The organism is Streptomyces pyxinicus, from assembly GCF_024753135.1.
GTDB classification, from domain to species: domain Bacteria; phylum Actinomycetota; class Actinomycetes; order Streptomycetales; family Streptomycetaceae; genus Streptomyces; species Streptomyces pyxinicus.
The window spans coordinates 155,201-174,497 of record NZ_JANUGP010000010.1 but is presented as its reverse complement, the minus strand read 5'-3'; the positions used below and the strand labels follow the sequence as shown (position 1 = coordinate 174,497).

The window sequence follows — 19,297 nt, the reverse complement described above, 5'->3', positions numbered from 1 at the left end:
CTTGGACGGTTTTTCCAGATCTGGACTGGAAGACTAAGCAGGGCGTGGGCGCCTTGTCCAGGAGTTCCGGTCCGCCCGGCGCCCGGCTCCGCCCGGCTCGTGCGGTGCGCGCGTTGGTGCGACGCTGGTGGGAGAGGTGTCCGACGAGGGGAATCTGGGAGGGCCGATGGGACGGGACGTCCCGGCGCTCGTCTTCACCCGCGAGGACCGCCGCCGGTACCGGGTCAAGATGCAGGAGTGCCTGGACGCGCTGGCGCAGATGCTGCGCGAGGCACGGTTCGAGTCGGAGCGGCCCCAGGTCGGCCTGGAGATAGAGCTCAACCTGGTCGACGACGACGCCGAGCCCGCGATGCGCAACGCCGACGTGCTGGAGGCGATCTCCGATCCGGCCTGGTCCACCGAGCTGGGCCGGTTCAACCTGGAGATCAACGTGCCGCCGAGGCGGCTGACGGCGGGCGGCCCGGACGCCTGGGAGTCGGAGATCCGGGCCGCGCTCAACCACGCCGACGGGCGGGCCCGTTCGGTCGGCGCCCGGCTGATCACGGTCGGCATCCTGCCCACGCTGCGGCAGGACGACATCGGCGAGGACGCCCTGTCGGAGAACCCCCGCTACCGGCTGCTCAACGACCAGGTGTTCGCCGCCCGCAGGGAGGACCTGCGGCTGGAGGTGGACGGGGTCGACCGGCTGCGCGCCTACGCGGACACCATCACCCCGGAGGCCGCCTGCACCAGCACGCAGTTCCATCTCCAGGTCTCCCCCGACGAGTTCGCGCCGTACTGGAACGCGGCGCAGGCGATCGCGGGCGTGCAGGTGGCGCTGGCCGCGAACGCGCCCTTCCTGTTCGGCAAGGAGCTGTGGCACGAGACCCGGATCCCGCTGTTCGAGCAGGCCACCGACACCCGCCCCGAGGAGATCAAGGTGCAGGGGGTGCGGCCCCGGGTGTGGTTCGGGGAACGCTGGATCAACAGCGTCTTCGACCTGTTCGAGGAGAACCTGCGCTACTTCCCCGCCCTGCTGCCGCTGTGCGACGAGGAGGATCCGGCACGGACGCTGGACCGCGGGGACGTGCCCGAGCTGGGCGAACTGACGCTGCACAACGGCACGATCTACCGCTGGAACCGTCCGGTGTACGCGGTGTCACGGGGCGTGCCGCACATCCGGGTGGAGAACCGGGTGCTGCCCGCCGGCCCGACCGTCGCGGACACCCTCGCCAACGGCGCCTTCTACTACGGGCTGACCCGGGCGCTGGTGGAGGAGGACCGGCCGGTGTGGTCGCGGATGTCCTTCGCCGCCGCCGCGGACAACCTGCACACCGCCGCGCGCTACGGCATCGAGGCGCCCCTGTACTGGCCGGGGGCGGGCGAGGTGCCGGTGCCGGAACTGGTGCTGCGCCGGCTGCTGCCGCTCGCGCACCGGGGCCTGGAGCACTCGGGCATGGACGACGCGTGGCGGGAGCCGCTGCTCGGGATCATCGAGCAGCGGTGTGTGACGGCGCGCAACGGCGCGGTGTGGCAGAAGGAGATGGTGCACCGCCTGGAGGCCACCGCTCCCATCGGCCGCCACGAGGCACTGCGCCGCATGACCGAGCTGTACATCGACTACATGCACCTCAACGCCCCGGTCCACACCTGGCCGGTGGACTGACCGGCCCCGGACCCGCTACCGGGCGGTGTCGTCCGGCCGGCCCACCCCGGTGCACGGGCCGGCGTCCGGCAGGTGGGCCTCGGCCCATTCCGCGAGTTCCCTGAGGGCCGGTTCCAGGGCCGAGCCGGACTCGGTGAGCCGGTAGCAGACGCGCAGGGGCGGGCCCTCGTCGACCTCGCGCACGACGAGGCCGGCGGCGCCGAGTTCGGCGAGGCGGTCGGAGAGCATGCGCTCGCTGATGCCGGGGACGGCGCGGCGCAGGTCGGCGAAGTGGGCGGGCTGGCCCACCAGGACGGACACGATCGGGCCGCTCCAGCGCTTCCCGAGCAGGTGGAAGACGCGGGTGATGCCGTCGTCCACTCGTTTGCACGTCGCGCTGCCGTGGTTCCGTTCCGCCGCCATGGGAGCAGGGTACTACCCCGAGGTAGGGGGGTGAAAAAAAGTAAGTCCCTGTGATAGCAATAGTCGAGTACGAAAGAGCAGTCCCGTCCGGACCGTACGGGGCTGCCCCCTGCCTTTTGCCGACCCCTCACCCCTTTCCGGAGACACGCATGGCCACCCTGCTGCACATCGACTCCTCCGTACTCCCGGTCGAGGCATCCGCCTCGCGCGCCGTGGCGGCGGCCTTCCGCTCGCACTGGCTGGAGCAGCACCCGGACGGCACGGTCGTCCACCACGACCTGGCCGCCCGGCCCGTCCCGCACATCACCGCCGACGCGCACACCGCCGGCTTCGCCGACCCGGCCGGCCACACGCCCGGGCAGGCCGCCGCCTTCGCCGAGCGGCTCCGCCTGATCGAGGAACTGGAGCAGGCCGACGCGGTGCTGATCGGCGCCCCGATGTACAACTTCTCGATCCCGTCGACCCTGAAGGCCTGGCTGGACAACGTGATCCTGATGGGCCGCACCGCGGGCGAGAACCCCTCCGTCAAGGGCATCCCGGTGACCGTCGTCGCCAGCCGGGGCGGCTCCTACGCGCCGGGCACCCCGCGCGAGCCGTTCGAGTACGTGCAGAACTACCTCAAGGCCGTTCTCGCCGACGCCCTCGGCATGGAGCTGGAGTTCATCGTCCCGGAGCTGACGATGGCCCCGCACAACCCGGCGATGAGCGAGCTGGTCCCGCTGTTCGAAGCCTCCCGCGACCGGGCCTTCGAACAGGCGGCGGCGCGGGCGAAGCGCCTGGCGGCCTGAACCCCGGCCCACGGCGACACTCCGCCCCGTGGGCCGACCCGGCGACGCGCACGGCGACACCTGCGCGGTGCGGGGCGTGGCGGGCGGGTTGATGCAAATCTGCGCCCATGAACAACCCTCCCAGCATCGACAGGTACGTCGACCGGGTCATGGCCGGTCCCGGCGGCGCGCTGACCGACGAGGCCGGCGTCCTCACCGGTGACCTCACCGTCGCGACCATCCTCCAGGCCGACGGCCGCAGTGTGCGGGTCGCCGTCCAGCACTCCGGGAGCGACACCTGGTACACGCTCGCCGGCAGTCCCGCGCCGGTGCCGGCCGGCCGGCTCGCCGCCTACCACCGGGACCTGCTGGGCCGTATCCGGCGCGGCGGCGGCACGCGCGCGACCTGATCGCGTCGGCGTGAGCCGGGCGACGGCGGGAAACCGCGATGTCATGAACACCATGAGGAAACCGCCGCAACACCCGCCGTCCGTGCCCGACTTCACCGCGGTGGGGAGGTAGTCGTGCTCTTCCTGGTCGCCGCCCTGCTCCTGCTGGGCCTCGTCGTGGGTTCGGCCGCCTACCTCCCGCTGCCGGTGACGCTGGTGCTCGGGGCGCTCATCGCCGCGTGGCTGCTCGTCTTCACGGGACGCGAGCGGCGCCGCCGCCGGCAGCGGACGGGGAGGGCCTGACATGCGGCTGACCGCACCCCCCTCGGCCCGGACGGGCCGGCGGGACACCGAGGGCATGGCCGTGGCCTCCTTCGTCCTCGGGCTCGTCGGACTGCTCGTCCTCAATCTCGTCCTCGGCCCCCTCGCCATCGCGCTGGCCGTCATCGCCCTGCGCCGCGGCACCCCGCGCCGCTTCCGCGCCTACCTGGGCCTCGGCCTGGGCGTCGCGGACCTGGTGGTCCTCGCCGTCCTGGCCTCCGCCGACGGGACGGCGTCCTGGTCGGTGTGGGGCTGACCGCGCCGGGGACTCCCCCGGCCGGCGGGTTTCGGCGGGCCGCCCCGGGGGAGTCGGTGCCCGTGGCCTCGAACGGACCCGAGCGGCGCCCGCCCGACCCCGCGCCGCGCACCACGTGAACGCGACCTTGCCGGGTGCCGGCCGGCTGCGCTTCGACGGCTGGATCGCCGGGATCGGCACCGCCTCCGGCACCCGCGTGGTGCTCGGGCACTGGCCCCGCTCGCCGTTCGGCCCGATCAGCGACGTGATGCTCGAACGCGACGACGGGCACCGGCTGCTGCTGGCGCCGACCCGCGCGACGGCGGACTTCATCGCCGCCACCTACCGCTTCGACGAGGTGCGCGTGACGCCCGTACGGGTCCGGGTCGCCGGGAACCGGTGGACGGTCACCGCCGGAGCACTGCTCGACCTGCGCCTCACCGTCGGCCGCCGAGGCCCGGCCGGCCTGCTGCTGCGGGCCGTCCCCGGCGCGCTGGCCGCCCGCCCCTGGTGGACGGCGGTGACCGACCCGCTCGCCCGGGTACTGCTCGGCACCCGGACGCGGGGCACCGCGGGCGGTGGCCGGCGCGAGTGGTACGGCGCCCGCGACCTGCACCGGATCACAGCGGCGAGCGCCGTCCACGAGGGGCGGGACCTCGGCCCCCTCGCCCCGGTCGAACCCGCCGTACGGTTCGGCTTCGGCTCCACGCCCCGGACCCCCGGCCTGGTGCGGGTCACGACGACCGTGGCCGCGCCACCCCCGACCCGCCCGTCCGAGACCCACGGGAGGCCCGTCATGAACGGTCCGACACCGTCCGCCGCGCCCGGCGCGCGCCTGCTCTCCATCTACCTCAACGACCATCTCGCCGGTGCCACCGCCGGCACCCGGCGAGCCGACCACCTGGCCGCCGTCACGCGCGGCACCGCCCTCGGCCGGGCCCTCGCACCGGTCGCCGCCGAGATCACCGAGGACCGCGCCGCGCTGCTCGGCATCATGCGGGACCTGGACGTGCCGGTGCGCCACTACAAGGTGTGGGGCGCCTGGGCGGCCGAGAAGGCGGCCCGCCTCAAGGGCAACGGGCGCCTGGTCCGGCGCTCCCCGCTCAGCACCGTGCTGGAGCTGGAGGCGCTGCGGCTGGGCATCGAGGGCAAGGCGGCGGGCTGGACCACGCTGCGCCGGCTCGCCGACAGCGAGTCCCGCCTGGACGCCGGGCTGCTGGACCGGCTCATCGACCGGGCGCGCCGCCAGCTGGAGACGGTGGAGTCCTGGCGGGTGCGGGCGGCGGAGGCGACGCTGCACCCGACGGAGGCGGCACCCGCCTGACACCTCGTCACCTCCTCGACAGCGGCCCGGCGTTCCCTCGCCGGGCCGCTTTTCCATGGACCTCCGCCACGAGACTTCGGCACGGCGCTTCCCCATGAACGGGCAAAAGGAGAGTCCCGGACCTTGACCCCAGTTTGGTCCAGACCAATCATGGCCTAGACCAATCGCCCCGGCCGGGCCGCACAGCGCGACAGCACCACCCTCCCCACCCGCCTGTCGTTCGCTTTCCGGGAGTACCCGATGACACGTCCGAGATCCGTCCGCGCCCTGCTCACCGGAGTGGCCACCCTGGCCGCGTCGGCGGGGCTCACCCTGGGGATCGGGGGCACCGCGCACGCCGCGACCCCGCTGCCCGCGCACGTCTTCGCGCCCTACTTCGAGGCCTACAACGGCGACAGCCCCGCCGCGCTCGCCCAGGCCTCCGGCGCCAAGTACCTGACCATGGCCTTCCTCCAGACGGAGAAGAAGGGCTCGTGCACGCCCTACTGGAACGGCGAGACCAGCACCCCGGTGGACGCCTCGGTCTTCGGCTCCGACTTCACCACGATCCGCTCGCGCGGCGGTGACGTGATCCCCTCGCTCGGCGGCTACGCGGCCGACAACGGCGGCACGGAGATCGCCGACAGCTGCACCAGCGTGGACTCCATCGCCGCCGCCTACGAGAAGATCATCACCACCTACGACGTCTCGCGGCTCGACATGGACGTCGAGGACAACTCCCTCACCAACTCCGCCGGCGTCGACCGCCGCAACCAGGCCATCAAGAAGGTCCAGGACTGGGCCGCCGCCAATGGCCGCTCGGTGCAGTTCTCGTACACCCTGCCGACCACGACCACGGGTCTGGCCGACAGCGGGCTCGCCGTGCTGCGCAGCGCCAAGAAGGCGGGCGCCAAGGTGGACGTCGTCAACCTCATGACGTTCGACTACTACGACGGCGCCACCCACCACATGGCCACCGACACCCAGACGGCCGCGAGCGGACTGCGCGACCAGCTCGCCGGCCTGTACCCGGACCTGTCGGACACCCAGCTGTGGAACATGATCGGCGTCACCGAGATGCCCGGCGTGGACGACTACGGCCCGGCGGAGACCTTCACCACCGCCGACGCGGCCACCGTCTACGACTGGGCGGTCGCCAAGGGCATCAACACCCTGTCCTTCTGGGCGCTCCAGCGCGACAACGGCGGCTGCCCCGGCGGCGCCGCCTCCGACACCTGCTCGGGCATCGCCCAGGACACCTGGTACTTCACCCACACCTTCGCGCCCTTCACCGGCGGTACGACGACCCCGCCGGCCAACGACTTCGCCGTGTCCCTCTCCCCCGCCACCGCCGCCGTCGACCCGGGCGGCTCGGCGACGGCGACCGTGAAGACGTCGGTGACCTCGGGCAGCGCCCAGAGCGTCGCCCTCACGGTGAGCGGCGCCCCCGCCGGAGTGACCGCCACCGCGAGCCCCGCCTCGGTCACCGCCGGCGGCACCGCCACGCTGACCGTGAAGACCGCCGCGTCCACCACACCGGGCAGCTACCCGCTGACCGTCACCGGTACGGCCGGCTCGACCAGGCACAGCTCCACCTTCACCCTGACCGTGAACGGCCCGGCCGGCAGCTCCGCTCTGGCCAACGGCGACTTCGAGACCGGCGCGCTCGCGCCCTGGACCTGCGACAGTGGCGCCACGGTGGTCACCTCGCCCGCGCACGGCGGCGGCCACGCGCTGAAGACCACGCCGTCCGCCTCGGGGACCGGCCAGTGCGCCCAGACCCTCACCCTGAAGCCCAACACCGCCTACACGCTGAGCGGTTGGGTGCAGGGGTCGTACGCCTACCTGGGCGTCAGCGGCGGCGCGACCGCCAGCGCCTGGGCCTCGCCCTCGTCGTGGCAGAAGCTGACGGTGCCGTTCACCACCGGCGCCTCGGGCACCGTCACCGTGTACGTGCACGGCTGGTATGGACAGGGCGCGGTGTACGCCGACGACCTGAGCGTCTCCTGACCGGGCCGCCCGGCCGCGCGGCCGGTCCCGTCCGCGGCTCAGCGGGTGGGGCCGGCCGCGCTGATCTGTCCCAGCGTGGACTCGGGGTCGTACTCCATGGCCACGTCCCCGAGGGCGATGATCCCGACCACGCAGCCGTCCTCCACGACCGGCAGCCGGCGCAGCGCCTTGCCGCGCATGAGCTGCACGGCGCGGTCCACGTCGTCGTCCGGGGCCACGGTCACCAGTTCGCTGCTGCACGCCTCGGCGACGGTCCGCCCGCTGACGTCCCCGCAGTCGGCGAGGATGCGCACGGTCAGGTCCCGGTCGGTGACCAGACCGCGCAGCCGGTCGCCGGCGCAGACCAGGACGACCCCGATGTCCTCGTCGCGCATCCGGGCGGCGACGTCGCAGACGGGCGTCTCCGGTGCCACCGCGACCGGATTGCTGGTCATGATCTCGCGGACCTCCTGAGACATGCGTCCCTCCCAGTGCTCGGCCCCACCGGCCTCGTCCGGCTGGTACCCCCGATCCGGCCGGATCCCGCCTGCGGAACCGGCCGGTCCGCCCCACGCGTCGCATCCGGCGCGCCCGCGCCGCCTTCCGTACGCTGAAGGGGCACGTGCCTCCCCCGGGAGGCGCCGCCGGCAGGCTGGGAGACGGGCGTGATCGAACTGGCCGCGGTCTTCGCCGTCGCGGGAGCGGCGAGCAACGCCGTGGGCACCGCGTTCCAGCGCAAGGCCGCCTCGGCGAGCAGCCGCGGCGGGCTCCGGCTGATCGCGGAGCTGGTGCGCCGGCCGTTCTGGATGATCGGCATGGCCGGCGTGATCGGTGCCGCGCTGTTCCAGAGCCTGGCCCTGGTCAACGGCCCGCTCGCCCTGGTGCAGCCGCTGTTCATCCTGGAGCTGCCCTTCGCCCTGCTGGTCGCCGCGCCGCTGATGCGCCGGCGGCTGCCCCCTTCCGGCTGGTGGGGCGTCGGCGGTTGCGTGGGCGGCCTCGCGGTGCTGCTGGTCGCCGCCGCCCCGCACGGCGCGACCGACCAGGCGCCGCTGGTGCGCTGGGTCCCGGCGCTGTGCGCCTGCGTCGGCGCGATGGGCGCGGCGGTGCTGCTGGCCGGGCGGCGCCACTCCCCCGCCCGGCGCGCCGCGCTGCTGGCGGCGGCCTCGGCGACGGGCAACGCGCTCACCGCCGCCCTGCTGAAGTCGGCCAGCGGCACCTTCGCCGACGAGGGCTTCACCGCGTTCCTGCGGTCCTGGCAGACGTACGGTTTCGCGCTCGCCGGTGTGGCCTCCGTGCTGCTGCTGGAGAACGCGCTCCAGGCCGGCCCGCTCGCCGCCGCGCAGCCCGCGCTGACCATCGGCGACGCGGTGGTGAGCCTGACGCTGGGCATCGTCCTGTTCGGGGAGCGCGTCCGCACCGGCTGGTGGCTGGTGCCGGAGGCGTGCGGGGCGCTGCTGATCATCGGGGGCGTGCTCGTCCTGAGCCGGGCCGTACAGCGCCTGGTCGTGCTGCCGGTGCCGACCGAGGAGCGGCGGGCGTCCACCTGAGGGCGCGTGCGGGGCATGGCCTCTCCTTTGCTCGCCACGCCGTGACAAATAATCCCGTTCATATGTTTATCGCCCCTAATGTTCCGGCGGGAGAGGTTCCCGAGCGAACAGCGCACGACGTGCCCCGGCGGGGCACGGGGCGGGAGGCCGATGAGTGGGATCAGCCGCCGGAACATGGCACGCCTGGGTCTCGGTGCCGGCATCGGGGCGGCCGCCCTCGCGCTGGGCCGGGGCGGCGGGGAGGACCGGCCGCGCGCCGGCGCCCCGGGCGTCCCGGCCGCGCCGCCCCGGCCGATCGGCGACGGTTCCACGGCGCACACCGGCCCCCAGCCGAACCAGCCGGACCCGCCCCGCGCCCTCGAACCGGGCGAGACGCCACCGCAGTTCGTGGTGTTCTCCTGGGACGGCGCCGGCGAGGTCGGCACCGGTCTGTTCCCGCGCTTCCTGGAACTGGCCCGCGCCCACGGCGCGCACATGACGTTCTTCCTGTCCGGCCTGTATCTGCTGCCGGAGTCGAAGAAGCGGCTGTACCGGCCGCCCAACAACCCGGTCGGCGCCTCCGACATCGGCTACCTGACCGACGCCCACCTCAGGTCGACCCTCACCCACGTCCGCCAGGCCTGGCTGGACGGACACGAGATCGGCACCCACTTCAACGGGCACTTCTGCGCGGGCTCGGGCTCGGTGGCCGACTGGGGCCCGGCGGAGTGGCGCTCGGAGATCGAGCAGGCCCGCACCTTCGTCACGTCCTGGCGCACCCACACCGGTTGGCGCGACCTGCCACCGCTGCCCTTCGACTACGGCACGGAGCTGATCGGCGGTCGCACCCCGTGCCTGCTGGGGCAGGAGAACCTGCTGCCGGTCGCCCGGGAGCTGGGCTGGCGCTACGACGCCTCCTCGCCCGGCGGGGTACAGCGCTGGCCCCGCAAGCGGCAGGGTGTCTGGGACCTGCCGCTCCAGGAGATCCCTTTCCCCGGGCGGCAGTTCGAGGTGCTGTCCATGGACTACAACATGCTGGCCAACCAGTCGGGGAACTCGACGCGGGCACCGTCGTACAACTACCCGTACTGGCGGGCGCAGGCGACCCAGTCGTATCTGGCCGGGTTCGAGCGGGCCTACCGGACGAACCGGGCGCCGCTGTTCATCGGCAACCACTTCGAGGAGTGGAACGGCGGTATCTACATGGACGCGGCCGAGGAGACACTGCAGCAGATCGCCGGCCGGCCGGAGGTCCGCCTGGTCTCCTTCCGGCAGTTCGTGGACTGGCTCGACGCCCAGGACCCGGACCTCCTCGCCCGGCTGCGCACCCTCCAGGTCGGGGAGGCGCCGGACGGCGGCTGGCGGGAGTTCCTCCGCCCACCGGAGAAGGAGCGGCACGCATAGGCTCGGAGCCGGGGGTGCGCCGAGCGAGGTGCGCCACTATGCTCGACGTTGTTGAATCTGGAACTATCATGGAGGGGAGGTGGGCTCCGGTGAGCAACACCGAGACACGGCCTGCCGAACTGCGGTGCGGCGGTACTCCTGTCGAGGACGGCCCGCCGGGCCCGGCGTCCCGCGTCGAGATCCTCACGCCCCGCGACGTACCGCTCGGCGGCCCGCGCGCGATGACCGTGCGGCGCACACTCCCCCAGCGCTCCCGCAGCATGATCGGCGCCTGGTGCTTCGCCGACCACTACGGCCCCGACGACGTCGCCCGCAGCGGCGGCATGGTCGTCGCCCCGCACCCGCACACCGGGCTTCAGACGGTCAGCTGGCTGTTCAGCGGGGAGATCGAGCACCGCGACAGCCTCGGCAGCCACGCCCTCGTACGGCCCGGCGAGCTGAACCTGATGACCGGCGGACACGGCATCGCGCACTCCGAGGTGTCCACGCCCCGCACCACCGTCCTGCACGGCGTGCAGCTGTGGGTGGCGCTGCCGGACGAACACCGGGACACCGCACGGGACTTCCAGCACCACGTCCCGCCGCCGGTACGGGTCGGGGGTGCCGTCCTGCGCGTCTTCCTGGGCTCCCTCGCCGGCGCCGTCTCCCCCGTGCGCACCTTCACCCCGCTGCTCGGCGCCGAACTCCTCCTGGACCCGCGCGCCACGGTGAGCCTGCCGGTGGACCCCGCCTTCGAGCACGGCGTGCTGGTCGACCGGGGCGAGGTGCGCGCCGCCGGCACCCGGCTCGGCCCGGCCGAGCTGGGCTACGTACCGGACGGTGCCGAGAGCCTCAGCCTCGCCAACACCTCCGACGACACCGCCCGCGTCGTACTCCTCGGCGGCCCGCCCTTCGGCGAGGAGATCGTCATGTGGTGGAACTTCGTGTGCCGCTCCCACGCGGAGGTCGTCCAGGCCCGCGCGGACTGGGCGAACGGAGCCCGCTTCGGCGAGGTCGAGGGCTACGACGGCGCCCCGCTGCCGGCCCCGGAACTCCCGAACGCCCCGCTGAAGCCACGGGGCGCGGCGCGGGGGCGCGCCGGGCGGTGACTCAGGTCCCCGACGGCCCGGCGGGGCGGTAGCGCGGGCCAGAGTGGGGCGGGAGGCGTCGCACGGAGCGACCCGGGTGACGGCCGCCTCACCCCGCGCACGGGGGTGGACCCCGGCTCGTCTCACGGACGAGGGTGGGCGGCATGAACGATCACCACGTGCCGTCGGACGGGGAAGCCGGGGAGGTCCGCCGGTTCTGGGCCGGGCTCGGGCTTCCCGGACTGGTCGACGTCCACACGCACTTCATGCCCGAGCGGGTCCTGCGCAAGGTCTGGGAGTACTTCGGCGCCCGGGGGCCGCTGACCGGCGGTCTTGAGTGGCCCATCGCCTACCGGCGGGAGGAGGCCGAACGCACCGCGCTGCTCAGGGAGTTCGGGGTCCGGGCGTTCACCGCGATGCTCTACCCGCACAAGCCCGGCATGGCCCGCCGGCTGAACGGGTGGGCGGCCGACTTCGCCCGCCGCACCCCCGACTGCCTGCACACCGCCACCCTCTACCCCGAGCCGGACGTCGGGACATATGTGCGCGAGGCCGTGGCGGCGGGCGCGCGGGTGTTCAAGGCACATGTGCAGGTGGGCGCGTACGACCCGGCGGACGAACTGCTGCGGCCGGCCTGGGATGTGCTCGCCGAGGCCGGCGTCCCCGTGGTGATCCACTGCGGCTCCGGGCCCGCACCCGGCGAGCACACCGGCCCGGAGCCGATCGCGCGGGTGCTGGCCCGCCACCCGCGGCTGCGGCTGATCGTCGCGCACCTGGGGATGCCCGAGTACGAGGAGTTCCTGGACCTCGCCGAACGGTACCCGCAGGTACGGCTGGACACCACGATGGCCTTCACCGACTTCGCCGAGGGGTTCATGCCGTTCCCGCGCCGGGCCCTGCCACGGCTGGCCGCGCTCGGCGACCGCGTCCTGCTCGGCTCGGACTTCCCCAACCTGCCGTATCCCTATGTGCACCAACTGCACGCCCTGGAACGGCTCGGACTGGGGCGGGAGTGGCTGCGCGCGGTGTGCCACGACAACGCGGCGGGGCTGTTCGGCCTGTGAGGCCGGGGGCCGCCGCTCGGCGAGTGGCGGCCCCCGGTCGCGCGGTCGTGTCAGGCCGGCTCGCCGGTGACGATGTGCCGGATGGTCTCCAGCGGCAGCTTCGGTGAACCGTCCGCGAAGAGCAGGCCGTTGGTCTCCTGTGCGGTGTCCATGAACTGGGTGTAGCAGAAGCCCGCCACGACCGTGCTGGCGCGCAGCGCCGCGAAGAGGTCGGCCAGCAGTGCCGCGTACTGCTTGTCGGAGTCGGTGCGGGTGTAGGAGAAGTCCCCGGCGTCGGCGTGCAGCGACAGACCGCCGAACTCGGTGATCATCAGGGGGACTTCGCCTGCGCCCGGACGGATCGATCACCCAGCACCCCACCTCGCCGTTCGCGGGCGGCTGGTCCCTGCACGCCTACTCCTACGCGTGGGACGACTACCCGATCGGCACCTGGTACCTCAACAGCCTGGTGATCTCGGTCCTCGCCGTGGTCCTCACGGTGGCCTTCGGCTCGATGGCGGGCTTCGCGCTGGCCGTCCTCCGCTTCCGGGGCCGGGGCCTGGTCATGGCCCTGGTCACGGCGGCGCTGATGCTGCCGACCGAGGTGCTGGTGCTGCCGCAGTTCATCGAGTACCGCTCCTTCCACCTGCTGGGCACCTTCTGGGCGCTGGTCCTGCCGTCGGTGGCCGCGCCGATCTCCGTCTTCGTCTTCCAGGCGTTCTTCCGGGGCATCCCGCGGCCCCTGATCGAGGCCGCCCGCATCGACGGGGCGGGCTGATGGCGGGTCTATACGGCGATCTGCATGCCCATGTGCCGGCCGGCGCTGTCCACGGCCGCCATCCTGACCTTCATCACGTCCTGGAACTCCTTCCTGTGGCCGCTGCTGGTCCTGAACCAGACCACGTCGCAGACGATCCCGGTGGGCCTGGCCTCCCTGATCAACAACAGCAACATCCAGTACGCCGAGGTCATGGCCTCCTCCGTGCTGGGCTTCCTGCCGCTCATCGCCGTCTTCCTGGTGTTCCAGCGGCAGATCGTCCAGGGCATCGCCACAACCGGAATCAAATGATCCGGATGGCGTGTGCGCGGCGGGTCAGCGGGTAGTCGCGTCCTCTGGAGGCGCCCGCACCGCCACCGGGAAAACCGGGGCGGCGCGGGCCTGGCAAGGAGGAGGAGACCATGAACTCGACGCGACGGATCGCGATCCTCGGTGCGTCCACCGCGGTAGCCGCGGGCGTGATGATGATCGGCGGCGGTCCCGCGACAGCGGCCACTCCTCATACTGACCGGCACCACCACATCCACGGCGCCGCACACCACCACGGCCACGGCGCCCGGCACGCGTCCCACCACCACGATGCCGCCCGGCCGGCCACGGACCCGTGGATCAAGGACCAGATCGCGGCGTTCTACCCGTCCGCGGCCCAGCGCTCGGCGGTCTACGACCCCTGGGTCAAGGACCAGATCGCCCTCTTCGAGAACGGCACGCGGTAAGCGGACCGCCGGCGGCGCGCGTCGCTATGGGGTCCGCACCGCGAGGCCGGTGACGGTGGGAACATGAACACGCCCGCACACCCCGGCCCCGTCTACCTGGACCACAACGCCACCACCCCGGTCGATCCCCGCGTGGTCGAGGCGATGCTGCCCTTCCTGGCGGACGGGTTCGGCAATCCGTCCAGCGCGCATGTCTACGGCACCGGTCCGCGGGCGGCGCTGGCCCGGGCGCGTCGGCAGGTCGCGGCACTGCTCGGGGCCGGGCCCGGCGAGATCGTGTTCACCGGCTCCGGATCGGAGGCGGACAATCTCGCGCTGCGCGGCGCCGTCCTGGCGGCCGGGCCCGGCCGACGGCGCGTGATCACCCAGGTCACCGAGCACCCGGCCGTCCTGGAGGCGTGCCGCGCGCTGCACCGGCTGCACGGCACCGAGGTGACGTGGCTGCCGGTCGGCCGGGACGGCCGGGTGGACCCCGCCGATTTGGCCGCGCACCTGGACGGGCGGACGGCGGTGGTCTCGGTGATGGCCGCCAACAACGAGACGGGCACCCTGCAACCGGTCGACGAGCTGGCCCGCCTCGCCCACGAGCGGGGCGCGCTGTTCCACTGCGACGCCGCGCAGGCGGCCGGCAAGGTGCCGCTGGACGTACGGGTGCTCGGCGCGGACCTCGTCACCGTCGTCGGACACAAGCTGTACGCCCCGAAAGGCGTCGGTGCCCTGTACGTCCGGTCGGGCGTCCGGCTCGAACCGCTGGTCTACGGCGGCGGCCAGGAGGGTGGCCTGCGCGCCGGCACCGAGAACGTGGCCCTGGCGGTGGCCCTGGGCAGCGCGGCGGATCTCGCCGCCGCGGACCTCGCCGACGGCGCCGGGCCGCGCCTCGCGGCGCTGCGCGACCGTCTGCACCGGGAGCTGTCGCGCACCTTGCCCGGCCGGGTCCGGCTGAACGGCTCCGCGCGCCATCGCCTGCCCAACACCCTCAACCTCAGCGTCGACGGAGTCACGGGCCACGACCTGCTGGCCGCCGCTCCCGGGCTCGCGGCCTCCACCGGCTCCGCCTGCCACAGCGGGGCCCACTCCCCCTCGCCCGTGCTGCGCGCGATGGGCCTGGACAAGGTCCGCGCCCTGGCCGCGGTACGCCTGTCGCTGGGCCGCTGGACGACCGAGGCGGAGGTCGACCGGGCCGCCGGGCTGCTCGTCGCGGCGGTGCGCTCACTGAGCCCGGCGCCCGTCCCTTCCTGACCAGCCCGCCGACCCGCCCCTCCCCCGGCGCGGCAGCGGGTGCGGCTACTGGCCCACCCGGCCGTCGACGCGTTCGCGCAGCAGGTCGGCGTGGCCGCAGTGCCGGGCGTACTCCTCGATGCGGTGGACCAGGAGTTCGCGGACCGCGATGCCGTCCTTGCCGAGGCGTTCGCCGAGGTCCGGGTGGGCGGCCAGGGCGGCGTCGGTGGCGGCCTGCTCGCGGGCCAGGTCGGCGTAGGCGGCGTCGACCACTGCGGGGTCGGCGATAGCGCCCTCGAAGTCGGCGTCCCGTGCGCCGTACAGCTTCGGCAGCGGGTCGGCGTCGGTGATCCAGTCGCGCCAGTCCCGCTCCACCTCGGCGAGGTGCCGCAGCAGGCCGAGCAGGGACAGGGGGGAGGGCGGGACGGAGCGGCGGGCCAGCTGCTCGGCGTCCAGACCCTCGCACTTCATCCGCAGGGTCAGCCGGTAGTTGCTCAGGAAGTCCTGGAGCGTGGGGAGTTCGCCGTCGGGGCTGACACCTTCGCTGTCGCGCGGGTCGTCGTCAGGGTCCGTCCACATGTCCGGGTAGACCGTGGCCTGGGTCCAGCGCTCGGGATGGTCGCTCATGGGCCCATCGTGTCGTCGGCGGTGCCGAGCCGCCACCGGGTTTCAGGTGACCGGGCCCGAGCGCGGCGGTGCGGGGTCGTAGGCCGACTCTCGCACGACGGCCCGCAAGTGCCGGGCCGCCGTGAGGAGTTCGGTGTGGGTGGTGTAGAGCGCGTTGACGCCGAAGCGGAGCAGGTCGGGGGCGCGCATGTCGATGACGACGCCCCGGTCCGCCAGGGCCCGGGTCAGGCCGTGGGCGTGCGGGTGACGCAGGGCGACGTGGCCGGCGCGGCGGGCCGGGTCCCGGGGTGTCACGGGTGTGATGCCGAGCGGGGTGAGAAGTTCGTCGGCGCAGGTCAGGAAGAAGTCCGTCAACGACAGGCTCTTGGCGCGCAGTTCGCTCAGGTCCACGTCCTCGAAGACGGTGAGGGCCGCTTCCAGGGCGAGCAGGGAGAGGATGGGCGGGGTGCCGATACGGGCGCGGGCGATGCCCGGGGCCGGTGTGTAGTCCCGGTGCATGGCGAAGGGGTGCGCGTGGCCGTTCCAGCCGGTCAGCGGGGTGTCGAGGGCGTCGTGGTGGCGGCGGGCGGCGTAGAGCCAGGCGGGTGCGCCGGGGCCGCCGTTGAGGAACTTGTAGCCGCAGCCGACGGCGAGGTCCACCTCCAGGGCGTCCAGGCGCAGCGGCATCGCCCCGGCGGCGTGGCACAGGTCCCACACCGCGAGCGCGCCGGCGCGGTGCGTGGCCTCGGTCAGCGCGGCCATGTCGTACAGCTCGCCGGTGCGGAAGTCCACGGGCGAGTAGCTGACCGCCGCCACCCGGGAGCCGTGCCCGGCGAGGAACGGTTCCAGGTCGGCCGGGGGGACCCGGCACACCTCCATGCCGTCGTGGCGGCGGGCCACCGCGTCGGCCAGGTAGCGGTCGGTCGGGAAGTGCCCGGGGTCGGTGACCAGCAGGGGCCGGCCGGGGCGCAGCGCGGTGGCGGCGCCGAGCGCGGTGAACAGCTGCACGCTGGTGGAGTCGCCCGCCACGGTCTGCCCCGGCGCGGCCCCGACCAGGCGGCCGATGGTGTCGCCGATCCGCAGCGGAGCCTGCCACCAGCCGTTGTCGTTCCAGGAGTTGATCAGGTCGGTGCCCCACTGGCGCCCGACGGCGTCCGCCAGGGCGGGCGGTACGGCGGCGGGCAGCGGGCCCAGGGAGTTCCCGTCGAGGTAGATGACGCCCTCGGGGAGCAGGAAGCGCCCGGCCAGTGGGGCCAAGGGGTCCTCGGCGTCGGCGCGGGCGGCCCGGTCTTCGAGTGAGGTGGCGGTGGTCATCGGGTCGTGGCCTTCCCGGAGTCGGTACCGGGGCGCCGGGCGCCGAAGGCGGCGGACATGTCCCGGAGGGTGTCGGCGACCGCGCGGGCGCCGGGCGCGCCGGGTTCGATGAGCGTGTAGTGGCCGGTGCCGGGCAGTACGACGGTCCGCAGGTCCTCGTGTACGGCCGCGTAGTCGGCGAACTGGCTGAGCGGGACCTCCTCATCGGCGGCGCCGTGCAGCAGCACCGTGGGCACACCGGTGGTGCCCGCCCCGCGCAGCAGCGTGAGGGGATCGACAGCCGGCAGCCGCTCCTCGAACACCTCGGTGCCGCCGAGGAGTTGCAGGGCGGCGCCGTCGCTGAGGTCGTCGCGGCGGGTGGCGGTGAGGTCCGTGATCGGGGCGAGGGCCAGTACGCCCGTCGGGAGGGCTGTGGTGTGCCAGCGGGAGCCCTCGGGCAGCAGACCGCGCGCCGCGCACCACAGGGCCAGGTGGCCGCCGGAGCAGTGCCCGGCCAGCAGATACGGCCGGCCTTCGGGGAGGGTGTCCACGATCCGGGCCACGTCGTCGAAGGTCTCCGGGTAGCCGCCGGCGCCGCCGGAGCGGCGGAAGCCGGGCAGCAGCACGTCGAAGCCCTGCTGGGAGAGGTAGGCGGCGAAGGGGGTGAGGTGCATGCGGTCGTAGCGCCAGTAGCCGCCGTGCAGCAGGATCACCAGCGGGGCGCCGGGCTCCCGGGCCGGCCAGGCGTCGTAGGACTGGTGCGGGTGGTCGCCGTAGCGGCCGTGTGACGGTGCGAGGACCGGCTTCAGGCTCAGGACCCGCTTCTCCTCCTCCGCCGCGAAGGCGGAGATCTCCCTAGACACCACCGCGCACCTCCCACAGCTCCGGGAACACCGGTTTGCCGGCGCGCTGTTCGAGCCAGGCGAGGCCCGTGGAGCCGGCGCTGCCGGTCTTGGCGCCCATCGCGCGGCGGACCACCATCACGTGGTCGAAGCGCCAGCGCAGGACGAGTTCGGCTATGTCGGTGAGCAGTTCACCGAGGGTGAGCAGCGGATGGTGCTGAGGGCCGGTGTAGATCCGCCGCCACACCTCCACGACGCCCGGGTCCGCCGTGTAGGGCGCGGTCATGTCCCGGCCCCGTACCCGCTCGGGCACCGGCAGCCCCTGCCGGTGCAGGTAGCCCAACACCTCGTCGTACACCGACGGTTGGCGGTACGTCTCGCTGAGCGCCTCGTGCACGGCCGGGTCGCCCCCGTGCAGGCGGAGCATCGCCTCGGACTTGTCGCCGAGGAGGAACTCCAGGTGCCGGTACATCGCGGACTGGAAGCCCGACGCGTTGCCGAACGCCGCCCGGAAGCCGTTGAACTGGGCGGGCGTCAGGGCGGCCAGCGGCGCCCAGGTGGCGTTGAGGGCGGTCAGGGCGCGGCGGCTGCGGGTGAGGGCGTCGGTGGCGGCGTTCAGGTCGTCCTTGGCGAAGGCGGTGCCCGCCGCGCGCCACTCGTGGACGATCAGCGTGAACCACAGCTCCATCACCTGGGTGGTGACGACGAAGCCCATCTCCTCGGGTGCCTCGGTCAGGGGCTGTTGGAGGTGGTTGAGGACGGACGCGTGCACATAGGCGTCATAGGGGCTGGCGCCGTCGAAGGGCCGGGTCAGTGAGTCGTCCGCGGTCTGCCGGGCCGGCGCGGACGTGCCGTCGTTCATGGTGAGGGTCTCCTAGAGGTGCCGCGGGCGGTGCGGCGGGACGGGCGCGGGGCCGGGGCTCACGGGCCGAGGTGGACACCGCCGGAGGCGTCGAGCCACTGGCCGGTCACCCAGCGGGCCTCGTCGCTCGCCACGAAGGACACGATGTCGGCGATGTCCGCGGGGGCGCCGAGCCGGCCGAACACGGAGGCGGACTCGTACCGTCGGCGGATCTCCGGGACGGCGAGGGTCGGGTTGATCTCCGTCTCGGTGTAGCCGGGGGCGACGCTGTTGACGGTGATGCCGCGCGGTCCCAGTTCCCGGGCGAGGGCCAGGGTGAGGTAGTCCAGGGCGGCCTTGGTCATGGTGTAGGCGATGATCGGCGGGAAGGCGACGCGGGTGGCGACCGAGGAGACGTTCACGATCCGGCCGCCGTCGCGCAGCCGGCCGAGGCCGCGCTGGACGATGAAGAACGGCGCCTTCGTGTTGACGGCGAACACGCGGTCGTAGTCCTCCTCGGTGACGTCCGCGATCCCCCGGGGGACGGTGATGCCGGCGTTGTTGACGAGGATGTCCAGGCCGGGTTCGGCGCCCTGCCCGGCGAGGGCCCGGTCGAAGGCCGTCCAGAGGGTGTCGGCGTCGCCGGGCACGCCCAGTTCGGCGTGGACCGGGAAGGCGTGTCCGCCGTCGGACTCGATCTCCTTGACGGTGCGCTCGGCGGCCTCGCGGTCGTGCCCGTAGTGGACGGCCACCAGAGCGCCTTCGCGGGCCAGCCGGCGGCTGACGGCCCGGCCGATGCCGCGACTGCCGCCGGTGACCAGGGCGGTCCTGCCCGCGTGCCGCAGGGGGGTGGTCATCGTGCTCTCCTTCTGCTGGGGGTGGGCCTGTTGGAGGGGTGGATGCCGGCCGGGG

Annotated in this window: 23 protein-coding genes and 1 pseudogene; 16 read left to right on the top strand and 8 right to left on the bottom strand. The window is 73.6% G+C overall.

Features of this window, described 5'->3' with window-relative positions; genetic code table 11:
• Positions 1-166: 166 nt before the first annotated feature.
• Complete coding sequence (locus tag NX794_RS16230; RefSeq protein ID WP_258779250.1) at positions 167-1,645, top strand: glutamate-cysteine ligase family protein; 1,479 nt, start codon at positions 167-169, stop codon at positions 1,643-1,645.
• 15 nt (positions 1,646-1,660) lie between these two features.
• On the opposite strand, the gene NX794_RS16225 is transcribed toward NX794_RS16230, so the two are convergent.
• Positions 1,661-2,047: a winged helix-turn-helix transcriptional regulator gene (locus NX794_RS16225; protein ID WP_258779249.1), complete on the bottom strand. Its 387-nt coding sequence runs from the start codon at positions 2,045-2,047 to the stop codon at positions 1,661-1,663.
• A gap of 149 nt (positions 2,048-2,196) precedes the next feature.
• Between NX794_RS16225 and NX794_RS16220 the strand changes: the two genes are divergently transcribed.
• From NX794_RS16220 to NX794_RS16190, 7 genes and pseudogenes are all read left to right on the top strand, one after another.
• Positions 2,197-2,835 carry an FMN-dependent NADH-azoreductase gene (locus tag NX794_RS16220; protein ID WP_258779248.1) on the top strand — a complete coding sequence of 213 codons (639 nt, stop codon included), beginning with the start codon at positions 2,197-2,199 and terminating at the stop codon, positions 2,833-2,835.
• A 107-nt stretch (positions 2,836-2,942) separates the two neighbouring features.
• Complete coding sequence (locus NX794_RS16215; RefSeq protein WP_258779247.1) at positions 2,943-3,224, top strand: hypothetical protein; 282 nt, start codon at positions 2,943-2,945, stop codon at positions 3,222-3,224.
• A 114-nt stretch (positions 3,225-3,338) separates the two neighbouring features.
• Positions 3,339-3,506, top strand: coding sequence for a hypothetical protein (locus tag NX794_RS16210; protein ID WP_258779246.1), 168 nt, complete (start codon positions 3,339-3,341; stop codon positions 3,504-3,506).
• A 1-nt stretch (position 3,507) separates the two neighbouring features.
• The gene (locus NX794_RS16205; protein ID WP_258779245.1) at positions 3,508-3,780 is read left to right on the top strand and encodes a DUF4190 domain-containing protein; all 273 of its coding nucleotides are present in this window, start codon (positions 3,508-3,510) and stop codon (positions 3,778-3,780) included.
• Positions 3,781-3,895: 115 nt separating this feature from the next.
• Positions 3,896-4,519, top strand: a pseudogene (locus tag NX794_RS16200) (hypothetical protein); the annotation flags it as partial.
• Between the two features lie 36 nt (positions 4,520-4,555).
• Positions 4,556-5,083, top strand: a complete 528-nt coding sequence (locus NX794_RS16195) for a hypothetical protein (protein WP_258779298.1) — start codon at positions 4,556-4,558, stop codon at positions 5,081-5,083.
• A gap of 240 nt (positions 5,084-5,323) precedes the next feature.
• On the top strand, positions 5,324-7,072 hold the full coding sequence (locus tag NX794_RS16190) for a carbohydrate binding domain-containing protein (protein WP_258779244.1): 1,749 nt from the start codon (positions 5,324-5,326) through the stop codon (positions 7,070-7,072).
• Positions 7,073-7,110: 38 nt separating this feature from the next.
• Here NX794_RS16190 and NX794_RS16185 read toward each other — a convergent pair whose 3' ends face one another.
• Positions 7,111-7,530: a CBS domain-containing protein gene (locus NX794_RS16185; RefSeq protein WP_258779243.1), complete on the bottom strand. Its 420-nt coding sequence runs from the start codon at positions 7,528-7,530 to the stop codon at positions 7,111-7,113.
• Positions 7,531-7,716: 186 nt separating this feature from the next.
• Between NX794_RS16185 and NX794_RS16180 the strand changes: the two genes are divergently transcribed.
• From NX794_RS16180 to NX794_RS16165, 4 genes are all read left to right on the top strand, one after another.
• Positions 7,717-8,598, top strand: coding sequence for a DMT family transporter (locus tag NX794_RS16180; protein ID WP_258779242.1), 882 nt, complete (start codon positions 7,717-7,719; stop codon positions 8,596-8,598).
• Between the two features lie 150 nt (positions 8,599-8,748).
• Entirely contained in the window at positions 8,749-9,981 is a 1,233-nt protein-coding gene (locus NX794_RS16175) for a polysaccharide deacetylase family protein (protein ID WP_258779241.1), read from the top strand.
• Between the two features lie 89 nt (positions 9,982-10,070).
• Complete coding sequence (locus tag NX794_RS16170; protein WP_258779240.1) at positions 10,071-11,069, top strand: pirin family protein; 999 nt, start codon at positions 10,071-10,073, stop codon at positions 11,067-11,069.
• 143 nt (positions 11,070-11,212) lie between these two features.
• Positions 11,213-12,112: an amidohydrolase family protein gene (locus tag NX794_RS16165; protein WP_258779239.1), complete on the top strand. Its 900-nt coding sequence runs from the start codon at positions 11,213-11,215 to the stop codon at positions 12,110-12,112.
• Positions 12,113-12,162: 50 nt separating this feature from the next.
• Here NX794_RS16165 and NX794_RS16160 read toward each other — a convergent pair whose 3' ends face one another.
• Entirely contained in the window at positions 12,163-12,423 is a 261-nt protein-coding gene (locus NX794_RS16160; protein WP_258779238.1) for a hypothetical protein, read from the bottom strand.
• A gap of 137 nt (positions 12,424-12,560) precedes the next feature.
• On the opposite strand from NX794_RS16160, the gene NX794_RS16155 reads away from it, so the two are divergent.
• The 4 genes from NX794_RS16155 (at position 12,561) to NX794_RS16140 (ending at position 14,824) form a co-directional block, all read left to right on the top strand.
• Positions 12,561-12,869, top strand: a complete 309-nt coding sequence (locus NX794_RS16155; RefSeq protein ID WP_258779237.1) for an ABC transporter permease subunit — start codon at positions 12,561-12,563, stop codon at positions 12,867-12,869.
• A 24-nt stretch (positions 12,870-12,893) separates the two neighbouring features.
• A complete protein-coding gene (locus NX794_RS16150; protein ID WP_258779236.1) occupies positions 12,894-13,160 on the top strand; it encodes an ABC transporter permease family protein in 267 nt (88 codons plus the stop codon).
• Between the two features lie 110 nt (positions 13,161-13,270).
• A complete protein-coding gene (locus NX794_RS16145; protein ID WP_258779235.1) occupies positions 13,271-13,585 on the top strand; it encodes a hypothetical protein in 315 nt (104 codons plus the stop codon).
• 63 nt (positions 13,586-13,648) lie between these two features.
• The gene (locus NX794_RS16140; RefSeq protein WP_258779234.1) at positions 13,649-14,824 is read left to right on the top strand and encodes a cysteine desulfurase family protein; all 1,176 of its coding nucleotides are present in this window, start codon (positions 13,649-13,651) and stop codon (positions 14,822-14,824) included.
• A gap of 45 nt (positions 14,825-14,869) precedes the next feature.
• Here NX794_RS16140 and NX794_RS16135 read toward each other — a convergent pair whose 3' ends face one another.
• Genes NX794_RS16135 through NX794_RS16115 form a run of 5 tightly spaced genes read right to left on the bottom strand, consistent with a single transcriptional unit; the run spans position 14,870 to position 19,242 of the window.
• Entirely contained in the window at positions 14,870-15,430 is a 561-nt protein-coding gene (locus tag NX794_RS16135; RefSeq protein ID WP_258779233.1) for a DinB family protein, read from the bottom strand.
• Between the two features lie 42 nt (positions 15,431-15,472).
• Positions 15,473-16,723: a kynureninase gene (locus NX794_RS16130; RefSeq protein WP_258779232.1), complete on the bottom strand. Its 1,251-nt coding sequence runs from the start codon at positions 16,721-16,723 to the stop codon at positions 15,473-15,475.
• Entirely contained in the window at positions 16,720-17,568 is an 849-nt protein-coding gene (locus NX794_RS16125) for an alpha/beta hydrolase (RefSeq protein ID WP_258779231.1), read from the bottom strand. The genes NX794_RS16130 and NX794_RS16125 overlap by 4 nt, the downstream gene beginning before the upstream one ends.
• Positions 17,558-18,406: a tryptophan 2,3-dioxygenase gene (locus tag NX794_RS16120; protein ID WP_258779230.1), complete on the bottom strand. Its 849-nt coding sequence runs from the start codon at positions 18,404-18,406 to the stop codon at positions 17,558-17,560. The genes NX794_RS16125 and NX794_RS16120 overlap by 11 nt, the downstream gene beginning before the upstream one ends.
• A 59-nt stretch (positions 18,407-18,465) precedes the next feature.
• Positions 18,466-19,242, bottom strand: coding sequence for an SDR family oxidoreductase (locus tag NX794_RS16115; protein ID WP_258779229.1), 777 nt, complete (start codon positions 19,240-19,242; stop codon positions 18,466-18,468).
• Positions 19,243-19,297: the final 55 nt, after the last annotated feature.

Coding starts and splice junctions, on each gene's coding strand:
- NX794_RS16230 (WP_258779250.1), top strand. CDS start 167: ATGGGACGGGACGTCCCGGCGCTCGTCTTCACCCGCGAGGACCGCCGC.
- NX794_RS16220 (WP_258779248.1), top strand. CDS start 2,197: ATGGCCACCCTGCTGCACATCGACTCCTCCGTACTCCCGGTCGAGGCA.
- NX794_RS16140 (WP_258779234.1), top strand. CDS start 13,649: ATGAACACGCCCGCACACCCCGGCCCCGTCTACCTGGACCACAACGCC.
- NX794_RS16120 (WP_258779230.1), bottom strand. CDS start 18,406: ATGAACGACGGCACGTCCGCGCCGGCCCGGCAGACCGCGGACGACTCA.
- NX794_RS16135 (WP_258779233.1), bottom strand. CDS start 15,430: ATGAGCGACCATCCCGAGCGCTGGACCCAGGCCACGGTCTACCCGGAC.
- NX794_RS16190 (WP_258779244.1), top strand. CDS start 5,324: ATGACACGTCCGAGATCCGTCCGCGCCCTGCTCACCGGAGTGGCCACC.
- NX794_RS16130 (WP_258779232.1), bottom strand. CDS start 16,723: ATGACCACCGCCACCTCACTCGAAGACCGGGCCGCCCGCGCCGACGCC.
- NX794_RS16195 (WP_258779298.1), top strand. CDS start 4,556: ATGAACGGTCCGACACCGTCCGCCGCGCCCGGCGCGCGCCTGCTCTCC.
- NX794_RS16150 (WP_258779236.1), top strand. CDS start 12,894: ATGCCCATGTGCCGGCCGGCGCTGTCCACGGCCGCCATCCTGACCTTC.
- NX794_RS16185 (WP_258779243.1), bottom strand. CDS start 7,530: ATGTCTCAGGAGGTCCGCGAGATCATGACCAGCAATCCGGTCGCGGTG.
- NX794_RS16145 (WP_258779235.1), top strand. CDS start 13,271: ATGAACTCGACGCGACGGATCGCGATCCTCGGTGCGTCCACCGCGGTA.
- NX794_RS16215 (WP_258779247.1), top strand. CDS start 2,943: ATGAACAACCCTCCCAGCATCGACAGGTACGTCGACCGGGTCATGGCC.
- NX794_RS16160 (WP_258779238.1), bottom strand. CDS start 12,423: ATGATCACCGAGTTCGGCGGTCTGTCGCTGCACGCCGACGCCGGGGAC.
- NX794_RS16165 (WP_258779239.1), top strand. CDS start 11,213: ATGAACGATCACCACGTGCCGTCGGACGGGGAAGCCGGGGAGGTCCGC.
- NX794_RS16205 (WP_258779245.1), top strand. CDS start 3,508: ATGCGGCTGACCGCACCCCCCTCGGCCCGGACGGGCCGGCGGGACACC.
- NX794_RS16115 (WP_258779229.1), bottom strand. CDS start 19,242: ATGACCACCCCCCTGCGGCACGCGGGCAGGACCGCCCTGGTCACCGGC.
- NX794_RS16225 (WP_258779249.1), bottom strand. CDS start 2,047: ATGGCGGCGGAACGGAACCACGGCAGCGCGACGTGCAAACGAGTGGAC.
- NX794_RS16175 (WP_258779241.1), top strand. CDS start 8,749: ATGAGTGGGATCAGCCGCCGGAACATGGCACGCCTGGGTCTCGGTGCC.